The organism is Pseudomonas sp. BMW13 (assembly GCF_013357275.1).
Taxonomy (GTDB): Bacteria; Pseudomonadota; Gammaproteobacteria; order Pseudomonadales; family Pseudomonadaceae; genus Aquipseudomonas; species Aquipseudomonas khazarica.
In genome coordinates this window covers 108680-123608 of sequence record NZ_SUKD01000015.1, presented here as the reverse complement: position 1 = coordinate 123608, position 14929 = coordinate 108680, and the positions used below count along the sequence as shown (strand labels likewise).

Annotated in this window: 16 protein-coding genes; 6 read left to right on the top strand and 10 right to left on the bottom strand. The window is 67.0% G+C overall.

Features of this window, described 5'->3' with window-relative positions:
- Positions 1 to 9: 9 nt before the first annotated feature.
- The 7 genes from E4487_RS13240 to rnd all read right to left on the bottom strand — a co-directional run bounded on the left by E4487_RS13240 (position 10) and on the right by rnd (position 5831).
- Positions 10 to 960, bottom strand: coding sequence for a FecR domain-containing protein (locus E4487_RS13240; RefSeq protein ID WP_175253576.1), 951 nt, complete (start codon positions 958 to 960; stop codon positions 10 to 12).
- Positions 957 to 1481 carry a sigma-70 family RNA polymerase sigma factor gene (locus E4487_RS13235; RefSeq protein WP_175253575.1) on the bottom strand — a complete coding sequence of 175 codons (525 nt, stop codon included), beginning with the start codon at positions 1479 to 1481 and terminating at the stop codon, positions 957 to 959. The genes E4487_RS13240 and E4487_RS13235 overlap by 4 nt, the downstream gene beginning before the upstream one ends.
- 127 nt (positions 1482 to 1608) lie before the next feature.
- Positions 1609 to 2835, bottom strand: a complete 1227-nt coding sequence (locus tag E4487_RS13230) for a hypothetical protein (protein WP_175253574.1) — start codon at positions 2833 to 2835, stop codon at positions 1609 to 1611.
- Between the two features lie 100 nt (positions 2836 to 2935).
- A complete protein-coding gene (locus E4487_RS13225; RefSeq protein ID WP_175253573.1) occupies positions 2936 to 3385 on the bottom strand; it encodes a YcgN family cysteine cluster protein in 450 nt (149 codons plus the stop codon).
- An 86-nt stretch (positions 3386 to 3471) separates the two neighbouring features.
- On the bottom strand, positions 3472 to 4404 hold the full coding sequence (locus E4487_RS13220; RefSeq protein ID WP_175253572.1) for a D-2-hydroxyacid dehydrogenase: 933 nt from the start codon (positions 4402 to 4404) through the stop codon (positions 3472 to 3474).
- Positions 4405 to 4407: 3 nt separating this feature from the next.
- Positions 4408 to 4701 (bottom strand): YcgL domain-containing protein, encoded by a 294-nt coding sequence (locus E4487_RS13215; RefSeq protein WP_047589720.1) that lies wholly within the window; start codon positions 4699 to 4701, stop codon positions 4408 to 4410.
- Positions 4698 to 5831, bottom strand: coding sequence for a ribonuclease D (gene rnd, locus E4487_RS13210; RefSeq protein WP_134677964.1), 1134 nt, complete (start codon positions 5829 to 5831; stop codon positions 4698 to 4700). Before rnd ends, E4487_RS13215 begins: the two co-directional genes overlap by 4 nt.
- Before the next feature lie 131 nt (positions 5832 to 5962).
- Between rnd and E4487_RS13205 the strand changes: the two genes are divergently transcribed.
- Complete coding sequence (locus E4487_RS13205) at positions 5963 to 7024, top strand: SMP-30/gluconolactonase/LRE family protein (protein ID WP_175253593.1); 1062 nt, start codon at positions 5963 to 5965, stop codon at positions 7022 to 7024.
- Positions 7025 to 7066: 42 nt separating this feature from the next.
- On the opposite strand, the gene E4487_RS13200 is transcribed toward E4487_RS13205, so the two are convergent.
- Both E4487_RS13200 and gdhA read right to left on the bottom strand, forming a co-directional pair.
- Positions 7067 to 7747 (bottom strand): spermidine synthase, encoded by a 681-nt coding sequence (locus E4487_RS13200; RefSeq protein WP_175253571.1) that lies wholly within the window; start codon positions 7745 to 7747, stop codon positions 7067 to 7069.
- 92 nt (positions 7748 to 7839) lie between these two features.
- Entirely contained in the window at positions 7840 to 9177 is a 1338-nt protein-coding gene (gene gdhA, locus E4487_RS13195) for an NADP-specific glutamate dehydrogenase (protein WP_037053524.1), read from the bottom strand.
- 119 nt (positions 9178 to 9296) lie between these two features.
- On the opposite strand from gdhA, the gene E4487_RS13190 reads away from it, so the two are divergent.
- The 5 genes from E4487_RS13190 (at position 9297) to E4487_RS13170 (ending at position 13172) form a co-directional block, all read left to right on the top strand.
- Positions 9297 to 9554, top strand: a complete 258-nt coding sequence (locus E4487_RS13190; protein ID WP_175253570.1) for a hypothetical protein — start codon at positions 9297 to 9299, stop codon at positions 9552 to 9554.
- Positions 9536 to 10390, top strand: a complete 855-nt coding sequence (locus E4487_RS13185; protein WP_175253569.1) for a sulfurtransferase — start codon at positions 9536 to 9538, stop codon at positions 10388 to 10390. Before E4487_RS13190 ends, E4487_RS13185 begins: the two co-directional genes overlap by 19 nt.
- Positions 10391 to 10589: 199 nt before the next feature.
- The gene (locus E4487_RS13180) at positions 10590 to 11069 is read left to right on the top strand and encodes a hypothetical protein (protein WP_037053528.1); all 480 of its coding nucleotides are present in this window, start codon (positions 10590 to 10592) and stop codon (positions 11067 to 11069) included.
- Positions 11070 to 11222: 153 nt separating this feature from the next.
- Positions 11223 to 12497, top strand: coding sequence for an OmpP1/FadL family transporter (locus E4487_RS13175; protein WP_037053532.1), 1275 nt, complete (start codon positions 11223 to 11225; stop codon positions 12495 to 12497).
- Positions 12498 to 12560: 63 nt separating this feature from the next.
- A complete protein-coding gene (locus E4487_RS13170; RefSeq protein WP_175253568.1) occupies positions 12561 to 13172 on the top strand; it encodes a response regulator in 612 nt (203 codons plus the stop codon).
- Here E4487_RS13170 and E4487_RS13165 read toward each other — a convergent pair whose 3' ends face one another.
- Positions 13173 to 14921 (bottom strand): hybrid sensor histidine kinase/response regulator, encoded by a 1749-nt coding sequence (locus E4487_RS13165; protein ID WP_175253567.1) that lies wholly within the window; start codon positions 14919 to 14921, stop codon positions 13173 to 13175.
- Positions 14922 to 14929 lie beyond the last annotated feature (8 nt).

The following is a 14929-nucleotide window of genomic DNA, read 5'->3' as shown; positions in this document are numbered from 1 at the left end:
AAAATATTTTTACTCAGGTGCACTGATGAGCCGAACGCTGCCATCGTCCAGCGGCTCGACCTTCACCGGCAGGAGCACCGGCAAGGCGCTGAGGAAGTCGTCGGGCCGCGCCAGATCGACGCTGCCGGACACCTGCCTGGCGGCCAGCGCGGCATCGCCGAACGACACCGGCGTCGCGCCGTACTGCGACAGCTCATCGAGCAGCTGTGCCAGTGGCCATTGCTGGAAGACCAGCCGCCCGGAGCGCCAGCTGGCCACTTCACCGTCGGCGACCCGCGAGCGCAGCAAGGTGCCCCGGCTGCCGTCGTAGACCGCACGATCCCCTGCCAGCAGCTCGACCAGCGGGGCATCGGCGCGTGGCTGCAGGGCGACCCGCCCGCTCTCCACGCTCACGGCCAGCAGCTCGCGGCCACGGCGCACGTCGAAGCGCGTACCGAGCACCTGCACGCTCCCCTCCCCGGCCTGCACCCGAAACGGCCGTTGCACATCCCTGGCCACCTCGAAGAACGCCTGCCCCTGCACCAGTTCGACCTCGCGCCGCTCCGCCAGCAGGCGCACCTCCAGGCGCGTGTTGCGATTGAGATGGATACGGCTGCCATCTTCCAGGGTCACCTCGCGGGGCGTCTGCGGCCCGCTGACCAGGGTAAGTGCCCCATCCGGCGAGACATCCAGCCAGGCCGGCAGCAGCGCCAGCAGCACCAGGCAGGCGGCTGCCGCCAGCGAACGCCAGCGCCGCCGGGGCGCCGGGCGTTCAGCCGGAATCGGCGGCCTGGGCAGCTGGGCCATGTCCTGCCAGAGCAGCTGCAGGTCGGCGTACGCCTCGGCATGGGCGGAGTCGGCCGCCAGCCAGGCCTGCAGGTCGGCTTCGTCGCGGGCGCCGAAGGCATCGCCATGGCGCCGGGCGAACCAGAGGGCGGCCTGCTCGTCAGGCGACGTCGGGTCGACTCGATGCTCGCTCATTGCTCATCCTTCCCTGTATCAGGCGTCAGTTGCTGCCGGCAATGCAGCAGGGCGGCGGCGATGTGTTTTTCCACCATGCTCAGCGAGATGCCCATGCGCTCAGCCACCTGGCTCTGCGACAGGCCCTCGAAGCGGTGCAGGATCAGCGCCTCGCGCCGTCGCGGTGGCAGGCCCTCCAGGGCACGGGCCAGCTGTCGCAGGCGCTGCTGCTGGTCGAGGCGTTCCAGTGGGCTCGCTTGCGTGGCGGCGGTATCCGCGATCGCTTCCAGCGGCTCGCGCTGGCCCTGGCGCTGCTGGCGACGCCAGTGGTCACGCAGCAGGTTGCGGGCGATGTGAAAGAGAAAGGCGCGCGGCTGCTCGACGCCAGCGCGATCCCGCCAGCTCAGCCACTGGGCGAATGCGTCCTGAGCCAGATCGGCGGCATCGGCCTGGCTTTCCAGGCGCTTGCGGAAGAAGCGCGTCAGTTCCGTGTGGACGCTGCGGTAGACCGACGAGAAGGTGCCGCGAAACTGCTCATCCACGGGCGGCACCAGCGGGCGCGGTGCAACAGACTGCCTGCACGAGGCCCCCTAACTGCATGAGGCGCCCGAAGGCGCCAATTAATGATAATAACTATCATTTAATAGCAGTTGTCGTATGCAGGTCAACTCAACGCAGCAGGCGCGTATCCAGCGTTTTCGACGGACCACCGATGACATTCTCGGTGATGTCGATGAAATCCTGGGTACTGACCCGGTCCAGGCGCATGAGCCCGCGGGTCACGTCGTCCAGTGACAGGTTGCCCTTGTCCTTGGTCTTCTGCCGAATCTCGCGGTCCAGTTCCTGCAGCAGCAGCACCGCACGCGCCGTTACCGGCCCGGTGGCGTGATCGGTGCGCAGGCTGTTGACCGGCTTGCTCCAGTCGATCAGCTGCTCGCGGATCTTCTGGTAACGCTCCTCGCTGATGCCGCCCGCGCGGCGCACCAGCTCGATGGCGTAGTACTCGGCCAGGCCCTCGGCGATCCAGTCGCTGCGCTCGCGCCCGTAGATGCGCCCGAAGACATGCACCAGCTCGTGCACCAGGGAACTGGTGCCGTTCTCGCTGACCAGCGGACGACCGGCGTGCATGTAGTAGGAATTGGCCGCCGACAGGCCGCCACGCCACATCGGATCGCCGGCCCCGACGATCAGCAGCTTGTTCGGATCACGCGGGAATACCCGCTGCAACTGCGGCCAGACGAAGGTGAGGAAGGTCATGATATCCATGCGCCGCATGCCCTCGCCCACCGGCGCGGAGATGGCGACTTCGGTATCGCCCAGGCGCGTGCGCCGGGTGCCGAGCTTGCCGGCGAGCATCCAGCCGGTCGGGCGGTCGAACTTGCGCTGCGCATTGTCGACGCGAAAGCGGTTCTTGCCGATGCGTGGCCAGCCGGTTTCCACGCTCTTCCAGCCCTTGGGCAGGTCGAACTGCAGGCGCGACACCAGTTCGGTCTTGTCCTGCTGATCGAGCTTGGCCGCCGGCACCAGGTCGTCGCCACGCAGCAGCACCCAGTCCTTGGTCATCCGTGCGTCATAGCGCCCCGACTTGCGCTCATGGTCGATCTGCACCCGGTAGCTGAGCACGCTCTTACCCTTGCCCGGCTGCCACTTGCCGCGCCCGGCGACCTCCTGTGACCACTGGCCGTCGGTCTCGAAGTCGCTGTAGCGCCCGTCGTCACCCAGGTTGAAATCCAGGCTGCGGACGCGCTCCCCCTTCTCCAGGGTGATGCTGACCTCGGCCTGATCGCTGTCCGGCAGAAAGCGCACGCGATAATCCAGATCGACCTTCTGGGTCGCGGCGAAGGCCGGCAGGCTCAGAAGCAGCAGAGACGATAACAACGGCAAGCGAAGGGACATCGAGCAACACTCCTGGTGCGGGAACTGGCGGCATATGACCGCGACGCCCCAGGGCAATTCCATGGGCGCCCGACAGATTTGCCACGAAGTGGCGAGGCAATCAACCCGCGCGGAAAATCAGGTGCTCTTCCCAGTCGTCCTCGGCGACGCTGTTCTCGCTGAGCATGCGTCCAGCCTGGGAGATGCGCTCGATATGCACCGCCTCCGGGTCACCGCATACCAGGTGATGCCACAGGGGCAGGTCCTTGCCCTCGCTGACCAGGCGATAGGCGCAGGTCGGTGGCAGCCACTGGAACTGGTCGGCCTGCGCCGGCGTGAGCTGGATGCAATCGGGCACGTGCTTGACCCGATTGGCGTAGTCGCTGCAGCGGCAGGTCTGCAGGTCCAGCAACTTGCAGGCGATGCGCGTGTAGTAGACGGCGCCGTCGTCTTCATCCTCGAGTTTCTGCAGGCAGCACAGGCCGCAACCGTCGCACAGCGATTCCCACTCGTCCTGGTCGAGTTGGGCGAGGGTCTTGCGTTTCCAGAAGGGTTCGACTTTGGCGGCCATGACGGCAGTATGGACTCGGCGGAGAAAAGCGCGGCAGTCTAGCTCGTGCGCCCGCCCGGGCCAAGCCGCGCGGGGCGAACGGCAGGTCAATAGCCGCGACTGAAGTCCACCTCACCGCGCAGGGGCGCTGCGGCCTGCCAGCGCGACAGGTTGTCGAGGAACAGCGCGCTCATCAGCAACGGGTCGGTCGGTGCCGAACTGTGCCCGGTCAGCAACAGGCGCGGTGCCGCCCAGAACGGATGCCCGGCCGGCAAGGGCTCCTCGCGGCACACGTCGATCACCGCCCCCGCCAGCTGCTGCCGTTCCAGCGCGGCCACCAGGTCGGCATCGACCACCGCCGTGCCGCGCCCGGCGTTGATCAGCAGCGCCTGCGGGCGGAAACGGGCGAACAGCGAGGCGTCGTAGAGGTCACGGGTCGCGGGCGTGTCCGGCAGCAGATTGACCACGTAGTCGGCCCAGGCGCTCAAGCGGGGCAGCTCGTCCAGCGCCGCCACCTCGAGGAAGGGTGTCTGCTCGCGCGCCTGACTGGCCAGGCCACGCAGCTCCACGCCGAACGGCGCGAGGAACTCGGCCACGGCCTGGCCGATGTCACCGCAGCCGACCACCAGCACCCGGCGCCCGCGCAGGCTGCGTGGCTGGCCGTTGTCCCACTGCTGCGCGACCTGCGCCGCCAGCCGGGCGAACAAGCGGCGCTCATGCGCCAGCATGTGCCCGAGCACGTACTCGGCCATGACCTGGCCGAAGATGCCGACGGCGCGGGTCAGGCGGTAATCACGTGGCAGGTCGGTCGCCAGCAGCGGCGTGATGCCGGCCCAGGTCGACTGCAACCAGTGCGGGCGCAAACCCTCGCGCAGCAGCGGCGTGAGCAGGTCCGGCTGGCCCAGCCAGACTTCGCACTGCCCGGCGGCCTCGCGCAAGCGCGCCGGCTCGGCGCTCGCCACCAGCTGCAGATCGGGGTACGCACTGCGGACCTGCTCGGCATACAGCGCGTGCTTGTCTTCGGCGATCAGCAGGCGCATGACTCAGACCGGATCGTTACGGCACAGCAGCTCATCGGGCAGGTGCTGGATGTAATCCTCTTCGGGCGGCGGCATCTGCAGGTGATAGCCCTGCTTCTCGAGGTTCTCCAGCACCTGGGCGATGTCCTCGCGCGCCAGCTGACGCTCGGGGCTGAGCACCAGGTCGAAGGCATGCGCGGGCGGGCCGAACACGGCGAGCAGACCTTCGGGCACGCGGGTCAGGGCATCGGCCTTGAGCACGTAGAGGTACATCTCGTTCTTGCGCGGGCTTTTGTAGATCGAGCAGATGCGTTTCACGCGGATTCTCCTTCGCTGGCCAGGCAGTCGAGCAGCGCCTGGCCCATCAACTCCCGGCGCCAGCCGCGCAGGGAATCGGGCAGTTGGTACGGACCGTTGGGGAAACCCGTTTTCAGCAGGGCTTCCAGGGTTTTCTTGCGCAGCATCAGCTCCGGCACGATATCCAGGCGCTCGCCCTCGCGCTGGCCGACGGCGCGCAGTTTCTTCAGCAGTGCCGAGGCCTCGATCGGCAGCGGCTCGGGCAACGCCTCGGGCCATTGCTCGGGCGGCAGTGCCGCCGCATCGCGGATCAGCTGCAGCAGGGTTTCACCATCCTGACGCACGGTCTTCGGGTGCATGTCCTCGATGCGCGCCAGGGCGACCAGGTTGTCTGGCTGCGTACGCGCCAGCGGCCACAGCGAATGCTCGCGCAGCACCCGGTTGCGCGGCTGGTTGCGCGCACGCGCCTGCCGCTCGCGCCAGGCACACAGGGCGCGCAGCACCGCCTGCTGCTGACGGGAAAGCTTCCAGGCCAGCTTGGCATCGCGCCAGGCGTCTTCCGGATCGACTTCGCGGTGCAGGTTGCCCACCAGTTCGGCACCGTCCTCCAGAACCCACTCGACCTTCTGCGGCGCCAGGCGGGCGGACAGGGCGCGGTATACCTCCACCAGATGCAGCACATCCTCGGCGGCATAGCGCACCTGCAACGCCGACAGCGGCCGCTGCAACCAGTCGGAACGGGTCTCGCCCTTGGGCAGCTCGATGTCGAGCAAGGCCAGGACCAGGCGTGAATAGCCCATGGAGAAACCGAGGTTGAGGTAACCGGCCGCCAGTTGCGTGTCGAACAGCGGCGCCGGCAGGCTGCCGGTCAGGCGCAGGAACACCTCCAGGTCCTCGCTGCACGAATGCAGCACCTTGACCACGCTGGGCGCTTCGAGCAGCGCGGCGAATGGCGCCCAGTCGCTGATGCGCAGCGGGTCGATCAGGTAGGCGCCGTCGCCGCCGCTGACCTGCAGCAGCCCGGCGATGGGATAGAAGGTGTCGACGCGCATGAACTCGGTGTCCAGCGCAACGAAGGGCAGCGTCTGCCAGACGGCGCAGTGCTCGGCCAGGCTGGCGTCGTCGAGAATCCAGTGTATGTCGTTAGCCACGCGGCTCTCCCATGAACAATGGCGCGCAGTATATATGGCCTGGCCACTCGACGGGCAGCGAGCTGCCGCCGGAGGCTCGATCTGTGTAATCTGTGCCGCGCATCGCCCTCCGACACGGAAGAACAACAATGCTGAAGAAACTGCTCGCCCTGCCCGTCCTGCTGTTGCTCGCGGCAGCGCTCTACCTGGCGCTCACGCCCAGCCCCATCGACCCCCTGCCCTGGGAAGCGCCCGAGGCACCACCGATGACCGCTGTGCTGGAACCCAACGACACCCTGATGAAAGCCGAGCTGCTGGCGCGCGGTCAGATCCACGGCCCGGAGGACACCGCAGTCGATGCGCAGGGCCGGGTGTACGCAGGCCTGCATGATGGCCGCGTCGTCCGCGTGCTGGCCGACGACAGCGTGGAAACCTTCGCCGATACCGGAGGCCGCCCGCTGGGCATGGACTTCGATGCCGCCGGCAACCTGATCCTCGCGGATGCCTACAAGGGCCTGCTGCGCATCGATCCGCAGGGCCGCATCGAGGTGCTGAGCACAGAGGCCGACGGCCTGCCCTTCGCCTTCACCGACGACCTGGACATCGCCAGCGACGGCATCATCTACTTCAGCGACGCCTCATCGCGCTTCCAGCAACCGGACTACCTGCTCGACCTGCTCGAAGCACGCCCGCATGGACGCCTGCTCAGCTATGACCCGAGCACCGGCGAGACCCGCGTGCTGCTCGATGGCCTGTACTTCGCCAACGGCGTGGCGCTGTCGGCCAACGAGGACTTCGTGCTGGTCAACGAAACCTATCGCTATCGCATCACCCGTTACTGGCTCAAGGGCGAGCGGGCCGGTCAGCATGAGGTGTTCATCGACAACCTGCCGGGCCTGCCGGACAACCTGCAAGGCGACCGCAAGGGCACCTTCTGGGTGGCCCTGCCGACGCCGCGCAAGGCGGACGCCGACTTCCTCCATCGCCACCCCTGGCTCAAGGCGCAACTGGCCAAGCTGCCGCGCGCACTGTGGCCGAAGGCGATTCCCTATGGCTTCGCCATCGCCCTCGACGAGAACGGCAAGATCGTCCGCAGCCTGCATGACACCAGCGGCACGCACCTGCGCATGGTCACGTCGGTGAAACCGGTGGGTGACTACCTGTACTTCGGCAGCCTGGACAACGACCGCATCGGCAAGCTGCCGCTTCACTGAGCGACGCAGCGGCCCTGCCCGTTGCAGGCACCGGCCGCTTGTTCAGACCTTCCGGGCGATCCAGATGGTGTGCCGCGTGCCGCGATTGCCGTGGGCATAGACCTGCACCGCCTCCCCCTTGAAGCCCGCCTTGCGCACCCTCTCCGAGAAGGCCCGGTCAGCGCTGGACGACCACACCGCCAGCATGCCCCCGGGGCGCAGCGCCCTGGCGCACTGATGCAGTCCGGGCATGCTGTACAGCCAGTCATTGCCCTTCTGGGTCAGCCCTTCCGGGCCGTTGTCGACATCCAGCATGATCGCGTCGTAGCGTTGCTCGGCAGCCTGCAGCACCTTGGCGACGTCCTCCTGAATGATCAGCGCACGCGGGTCGCGCAGCGGATGACCGGCTTTCGCGCCCAGCGCGCCACGGTTCCACTCGACCACTCCCGGCACCAGCTCGGCGACCTCGACCTCGGCGTCAGCCCCCAGGTGCTGCAGAGCCGAGGCCAGGGTAAACCCCATGCCCAGGCCGCCAATCAGCACCCGCGCCTGCGGGCGCCCGGCAATCTGCTTGCAGGGAATCGCGGCCAGGGCATCTTCCGAGCCGTGCATGCGTGTACTCATCAGTTGCCCGCCATCACCGCCGGCAATCTTGATGACGAAATCGTCCCCGTATTCGAACAGGTTCAATGCACCGTCCGTACCCGGGATCGGAGCGGTGTCGAGCAAAACGAAGCGTTTCATGCGGAGCGCAAACCTGCGTGACGAGCGATAAGGCAGGCAGCATGCCTGAATCGCCCGCCCGACACAGCAACGTCATCTGCAGCGAGGGTCGCTCAGACCACACCCTGCGCCAGCATGGCGTCGGCGACCTTGACGAAGCCGGCGACATTGGCGCCCTTGACGTAGTTGATCCGGCCATTCTCCTCGCCGTGGTGCACGCAGGCGTGGTGGATGTTCTGCATGATGCCGTGCAGGCGCTCGTCCACCTCACCGGCACTCCAGTGCAGGCGCATGGCGTTCTGGCTCATTTCCAGGCCGCTGGTGGCCACGCCGCCGGCGTTGGAGGCCTTGCCCGGCGCGTAGCAGATGCCGGCCTCGACGAACAGGTCCACGGCCTCCAGGGTCGAGGGCATGTTGGCGCCTTCGGCCACGCAGATGCAGCCGTTGCCCAGCAGCGCACGGGCATCCGTGCCGTTCAGCTCGTTCTGCGTCGCACAGGGCAGCGCGATGTCGCACGCCAGGTTCCATGGGCGCTGCCCCGCGAGGAACTGCAGACCATAGTGCTCGGCCATCTCGCGCAGCCGACCGCGACGCACGTTCTTCAGCTCCATCAGGTAGTGCCACTGCTCGGCGCTCAGGCCGGCCTCGGCATACAGCGTGCCCTCGGAATCGGACAGCGAAATGACCCGACCGCCCAGGTCCATGACTTTCTGCGCCGCGTACTGGGCGACGTTGCCGGAGCCGGAGATGGCCACCCGCTTGTCGGCGAAACCCTGCCCGACGCGCTTGAGCATCTCCTGGGCGAAGTACACGCAGCCATAGCCCGTGGCCTCCGGGCGGATCAGGCTGCCGCCGTAGCTCAGGCCCTTGCCCGTCAGCACCGAGCTGAACTGGTTGGAGAGACGCTTGTACTGGCCGAACAGATAGCCGATCTCACGAGCGCCGACACCGATGTCACCGGCCGGCACATCCAGGTCGGCGCCGATGTGGCGGTACAGCTCGCTCATGAACGACTGGCAGAAGCGCATCACCTCGCCTTCGCTGCGGCCCTTGGGGTCGAAGTCCGCACCGCCCTTGCCGCCGCCCATGGGCAGCGAGGTCAGGGAGTTCTTGAACACCTGCTCGAACGCGAGGAACTTGAGCACGCCGAGGTTCACCGAAGGGTGAAAGCGCAGGCCACCCTTGTAGGGCCCGATGGCGCTGCTCATCTGGATGCGGAAGCCGCGATTGACCTGCACCTGGCCGCGATCATCCACCCAGGGCACACGGAACAGGATGGCCCGCTCCGGCTCGACCATGCGCTCGAGAATGCCGGCATCGCGATAACGCGGGTTGGCTTCGAGGAAGGGCCACAGGCTGCGCACCACCTCCTCCACCGCCTGATGGAATTCTGGCTGATCAGGATCGCGCTGCTTCAGGCGCGCCAGGAAAGAATCGACGGACAACGACATGCGGCACCTCGACGCCACGCAGACAAAGTGGCCGGCACTCTATCAGGCGAAAAGGCACCAAAACAGATCAAAATGTCGCCTTGATGAAACTTTCAGGTGCACGGCGACATGAAACGGCAATGAATCGCTGGTTTACAGAGGCCTGCAGCGCCCTGATACGCACCAAAAATACACATCAGGTTGCACTATTTTTGCCCGAAGGCTCACAAGGCGGCGTGACGGAGCAGGTTCGCGCCTTGCGCGATGGGTTGCAGGCCCGGCATGAAATGGCTCCTTCCTGGCGGGGCATCGAACTGCGTGCGCCGGATTGGCCAGGCGGTATGATGCCGGCAAACGCGTACACGACACCGGAGGCTCCATGCCACTCGCTCAACTGATCAGCGCACAACAGCTTCGCCAACGTCTGGACCAGGAGAACCTGCTGCTCCTGGACTGCCGCTTCGCCCTCGAAGACCCGAGCTACGGGCGCCGCAGCTACCTCGACGGGCATCTGCCCGAGGCGCATTTCGTCGACCTGGAGCAGGACCTGTCCGCACCGGTGGTCAAGGGCGTCACCGGTCGCCATCCGCTGCCGGACCCCAGCACCCTGGTCGAACGCCTGCGCGCCTGTGGCCTGCGCAGCGACAGCCAGGTGGTGCTGTATGACGATGGCCCCGGTGCCTACGCCGCACGCGCCTGGTGGCTGCTGCTCTGGCTCGGCAAGCGCGATCACCTGTACCTGCTCGATGGCGGTCTCAAGGCCTGGCGCGAGGCCGGCTTCGAGCTGACCACGGCGCAGCCGGACAGCACCCCCGGCGATTTCCCCGCGCAACCCGACAGCAGCTTGCTGCTGAGCGCCGAACAACTGGCGGCACGCCTGGACAGTCCCGACCTGACCCTGCTCGATGCCCGCGCGCTGCCGCGCTTTCGCGGTGAAGTCGAGCCGCTCGACCCGGTTGCCGGGCACATTCCACGGGCCCAGTGCGCGGCCTTCACCGACAACCTCGGGGCCGATGGCCGCTTCCTGCCCGCCGCGGCGCTGCGCGAACGCTTCGACGCGCTGCGCGGCGAGCGCCCGCTGGACGACCTGGTGGCCTACTGCGGTTCCGGCGTCACCGCCTGCCACAACCTGTTCGCCATGAGCCTCGCCGGCTACCCGCTGGCTGCGCTGTATGCCGGCTCCTGGAGCGAGTGGATCACCAATCCGGCGAATCCGATCGCCACCGGCGACTGAGCAATGGCGCTAAGCACCAAAGGAAATATGCCCAATAACTGAAATCCGGAATCAATTTAAAAACAGCCCTTTACGGCTGAAATATCGCACTAGACTTGAAAATGAGCGGCTAACCCCGCTCCCGGTGGGGCCTTTATCGAAGAGCCACTAGAACAGCTGCCACGCGCCCGGCCCCACCGGCACCTTTCGCGAGGATGCCATGGGAATAGCCGCCTGCGACCTCAGCCAGCATGTGATCCGCCCTACCCTGCTCTACCTGCAACGTCACAGCGCAACGGCCGAAGCCCTGCTGCTGGGTGCCGCGGCCTGTCAGTCGGACCTCGGCAGCGCACTCGATACCCCGCACGGTCATGGTCTCTATCGCATCAGCGAGCAACGCCACCTGGCGCTCTGGGACCAGCACCTGGCCCGTGACCCGGAGCTGGCCAGCCGGGTACGCGGCCTGGCCAGCCAGCACGCCTTCCTCGAAGCCCCGCACCTGGAACTGACGGTCAACCTGCGCTACGCCACGGCCATCGCCTGGCTGCTGGTGGAAGCCGAGCAACTGGAGCTGCCGGCGGCCGACGACGTCCCCGCCCTGGGGCGGATCTGGTGCAAGGTGTTCCAGCCCTGCGGGCGCCAGACCGACTTTCTCGATGCCTGGCACCGGCACATCGACCAGGTCAGCCAGGTAGCCTGACCGATCGGACATGAAAGCATTGCGCCCATATCTGCGCAAAATTCAGACAATTGTCCGACAATACGCTCTATTTCGGGAACTTAAGCGCCTTGGCACAGGTCAGGAAAAACTGTAGCGTGCGCCCCCCTCGCCCCACCACAGGAGCTTCCCCCCGTGAGCAAACGCCTTCTCAAGACAGGCCTGGCCGTCGCCATCACCGCCACGTCGAGCCATGGCTTCGCCAGTGGCTTCACCCTCAACGAGCAAAGCATTTCCGGTATGGGCACCTCGTTCGCAGGGCGCTCGTCGTCCGCCGATGACGCCAGCACCGTATTCGGCAACCCGGCCGGCATGTCGCGCCTCAAGCGCAGCGAGGTGTACTTCGGCGCCGCAGCCATTCATGCCAAGACCGATATCAGCCATGCCAGCGCCAGCGCCGGCCCGCTCTCCCTGTCGGGCAGCAACGACGGCGACATGGTGCCGACCACCGGCGTACCCATGGGTTACTTCGTCAAGCCACTGGACGACAAGGTCGCATTCGGCCTCGGCATCTATGCGCCCTTCGGCCTGATGACCGACTACGAGAACGGCTTCCAGGGGCGCTACTACGCCAACAAGAGCTACGTGCGCGTGATCACCATCCAGCCGACGCTGAGCTATCGCTTCAACGACCAGCTGTCGGTCGGTTTCGGCCCGACCTTCAACCATATCGAAGGCGAACTCAGCTCTTCCCTGCTCAACCCGCTGAGCCCCGGCCGCAACGATGGCGAGGTGAGGGTCAAGGGCGACGATACCGCCGTCGGCTTCAATGCCGGCGTGCTCTACGAGTTCAGCCCGCGCACCCGCGCCGGCCTGACCTATCACTCGCGCGTGAAGTACGAGCTGGAAGGCGACACCCGGGTCTCCGCCAGCGGCGCGCTGGCCGGGCTGTCCGGCAAGTACGACGCCAGCCTTGACCTGACCACGCCCGAGTCGGTGGACCTGTCGATCACCCATGACCTCACCGACGCCCTGACGCTGCACCTGGGCAGTACCTGGACGCGTTGGAGCCGCTTCAAGGAAATCCGTGTGGAGAACGATGCCGCCACGCTGCCGGCGAACCTCTCCACCATCGTCGAGGAGCAGAACTGGCACGACACCTGGGCCCACGCGATCGGCCTGTCGTACCGGGTCAGCCCGCAATGGACGCTGCGCACCGGTATCGCCGTCGACCAGTCGCCGATCAACAACACCGACCGCTCGCCGCGCGTGCCGTCCGGCGACCGCACCATCTTCAGCCTTGGCGCCGGCTGGAGCCCGACCCAGGACATGACCATCGACGTGGCCTATTCCTACCTGCAGGAAGAGACGGTGGACGTGAACCACCAGAGCTCGACCCGCGGCAGCTACAGCGCGCGCTACAAGAACAGCGCTCACGGCCTGGGGGCATCGCTCAGCTACCGCTTCTAATCGACGCCCGGCATTGGCTACACTCACGCGGCAGAACAACAAGAAAAGCCGCGTGAGTACATCATGACTGCCCTCTGCACCACCCTGCCCGAACACCTCCGCCTATTGCTGGTCGACGACCACTGCATCTTCCTCGACGGCCTGTCCCTGGCCCTGTCGCCCCTCAGCCAGAACCTGCTGATCCACACTGCGCACAGCGCCGCGGAGGCGGAACAGTGCCTGCGCCAGCATGCATACGACCTGATCCTGCTCGACCTGCGCCTGCCTGACGAGCCGGGCCTGGAGCTGTTGCAGCGCTGGCTGTCTCGAGGCGAAAGCACACCGGTGGCCATCCTCAGTGCCAGCGACTCGTCACTGGATGCCCAGGCCGCCCTGGCCGCCGGCGCCCTCGGTTTCATTCCCAAGAGTGCCGACGGCAACGCCCTGCGCCAGGCGGTGACGCGCGTTCTGCTCGGTGAAACGCTGCCGGCGCCGAGCAATGCCTCTCCGCTCACCCCGCGCCAGCTGGAAATCCTCCAGCTGCTGGCCGAAGGCCTGCCGAACAAGGCCATCAGCCGCCAGCTGGGGCTGGCCGAAGACACGGTGAAGACCCACCTCAAGACGCTGTTCGAAACCTTCGCCGTGCACACCCGTACCGCCTGCGTCAGCGCCGCCCGGCAGCGCGGCTGGCTGTGATCAGCTGACGGCCTGGCGCACCTGCAACTGGGTCGCCAGCACCTGACGCAGGCGAGCCGGCAGCAGCGGCTTGGCCAGTGGCATGACATGCGCCGGCAGGCAGCGCTCATGCAGCTCGGGGCTCAGGTCGGCGCTGATCAGCAAGGCCGGCAGCATCTGCCCGGCCGCCTCGCGCAAGCGCTCGATGGCCTGCAAGCCATCCTCCCCGCCGCCAAGGCGGTAGTCGCTGATCACCAGATGCGGCACTTCCCGGCTTGCCGCCTGCAACGCCGTCGTCAGGTCGGCACAGGCCTGTACCTCGCAGCCCCAGCGGCGCAGCAGGCCGGCCAGCGCCTCGCGCCCGGTGGCGTCGTCCTCGAGCAGCAGGACCCGCCCGCGCAACGCCGTCGTCCCCTCACCGCGCGCGACCGGCAGCGGGATCCCGGCAAGCGGCAGGCGCAGAACGAAACGCGCCCCAGCGCCAGGCCGTGAATCCAGGCGCAGCGGGTGATCCAGTACCTGCGCCAGCTGCCTGACGATCGCCAGGCCAAGCCCCAGCCCGCGCTCGGCGTTGCGCCCGGGGTTGTCCAGCTGACGAAACTCTTCGAACACCAGCGCCTGCTCGGCCTCGCTCAGGCCCCGACCATCGTCCGCTATCTGCAGCGCCACGGCATCGCCGTCAGCCCGTGCGGTCACCTGCAGGTGCCGGGCCTGCGCGTGCAGCAGCGCGTTGTTGAGCAGGTTGCGCAGCAGGCGTTCCAGCAGCAGCGGGTCACTGCACACCCCCAGCTCAGCGCACTGCAGATCGAGTTGCAGCCCCTGCTGGCGTGCCTCCGGGGCCACCTCGGCGAGCAGACGTTCGAGCAGCGGGCGCAGCGCGAAGGCATGTGGCCGCGCCTGCACACCACCTGGCAAGGTCAGCCGGGTGTAGTCGAGCAACGACTGCAGCAGGCGCCCGAGCTGCTCCACCGATGCGGCCAGGCGCGCACTGATGCGCCGGGTCTGCTGGTCACCGCCCTGCTCCACCAGGTGTTCGGCATACAGGCCCATGGCATTGAGTGGCTGGCGTAGATCGTGACTGGCCGCCGCCAGCAGCCGCAGCTTGCGTGCGTCATCGGCCTCTGCCCGCTGGCGCGCCAGATCCAGCAGACGCAGGTTGAGCCAGGCACCGCGCTGGCCATGTTCCTGCATGTAGGCGCCGACCGTACCGATCAGGTTGGCGCAGAACAGGAACAGCCCCTGATAGGCCAGTGCGCCACCGCTTTCGCCGAACACCGCGCCAAGGCCGACGAACAGCAGGCAGAAGCTCCAGCTGTACAGGCTGATCGCGCGAAACGACAGCCCCAGCAGTGCATAGCCGAACAGCAGGATGAGAAACAGCCCGTCATAGGGCATCGCCACGCCCTGCAGCCAGCACAGGTGCACGATCAGCGCGACGCTGACGCCATTGACCCAGTAAGCCGCCGCATAGACCGGCGGCACCCGGGCGAGTGGCGCAGCGGCACGACGGCAGTAGAGAAACGACAGCAGGACCGCCGTCAGCGCCAGCACCCGCAACGGCAGGACCGACAGGCTGACCGACAGCGGCATGAGCAGGAAGTCCAGCAGCGCATAGATCACCTGGAACAGCGCGGCAGTGGCGGCGATCAGCGGCAGGCGCCGGCGAATGCGCTGCACCCGGTGTTCGGCGAAGCCCGCCTCCAGCGGTGCGACGAAGCGCAGCGAACGATAGCCACGGCGCTGCTGGGCCAGCAGCTGCTGCTCGCTCAACGCAGGCG

What these genes read in the sequence shown, in the direction of transcription:
- E4487_RS13170 (WP_175253568.1), top strand. Translation starts at nt 12,561, where the DNA reads ATGACTGCCCTCTGCACCACCCTGCCCGAACACCTCCGCCTATTGCTG.
- E4487_RS13225 (WP_175253573.1), bottom strand. Translation starts at nt 3,385, where the DNA reads ATGGCCGCCAAAGTCGAACCCTTCTGGAAACGCAAGACCCTCGCCCAA.
- E4487_RS13220 (WP_175253572.1), bottom strand. Translation starts at nt 4,404, where the DNA reads ATGCGCCTGCTGATCGCCGAAGACAAGCACGCGCTGTATGCCGAGCAG.
- E4487_RS13180 (WP_037053528.1), top strand. Translation starts at nt 10,590, where the DNA reads ATGGGAATAGCCGCCTGCGACCTCAGCCAGCATGTGATCCGCCCTACC.
- E4487_RS13190 (WP_175253570.1), top strand. Translation starts at nt 9,297, where the DNA reads ATGAATCGCTGGTTTACAGAGGCCTGCAGCGCCCTGATACGCACCAAA.
- E4487_RS13230 (WP_175253574.1), bottom strand. Translation starts at nt 2,835, where the DNA reads ATGTCCCTTCGCTTGCCGTTGTTATCGTCTCTGCTGCTTCTGAGCCTG.
- gdhA (WP_037053524.1), bottom strand. Translation starts at nt 9,177, where the DNA reads ATGTCGTTGTCCGTCGATTCTTTCCTGGCGCGCCTGAAGCAGCGCGAT.
- E4487_RS13185 (WP_175253569.1), top strand. Translation starts at nt 9,536, where the DNA reads ATGCCACTCGCTCAACTGATCAGCGCACAACAGCTTCGCCAACGTCTG.
- E4487_RS13200 (WP_175253571.1), bottom strand. Translation starts at nt 7,747, where the DNA reads ATGAAACGCTTCGTTTTGCTCGACACCGCTCCGATCCCGGGTACGGAC.
- E4487_RS13240 (WP_175253576.1), bottom strand. Translation starts at nt 960, where the DNA reads ATGAGCGAGCATCGAGTCGACCCGACGTCGCCTGACGAGCAGGCCGCC.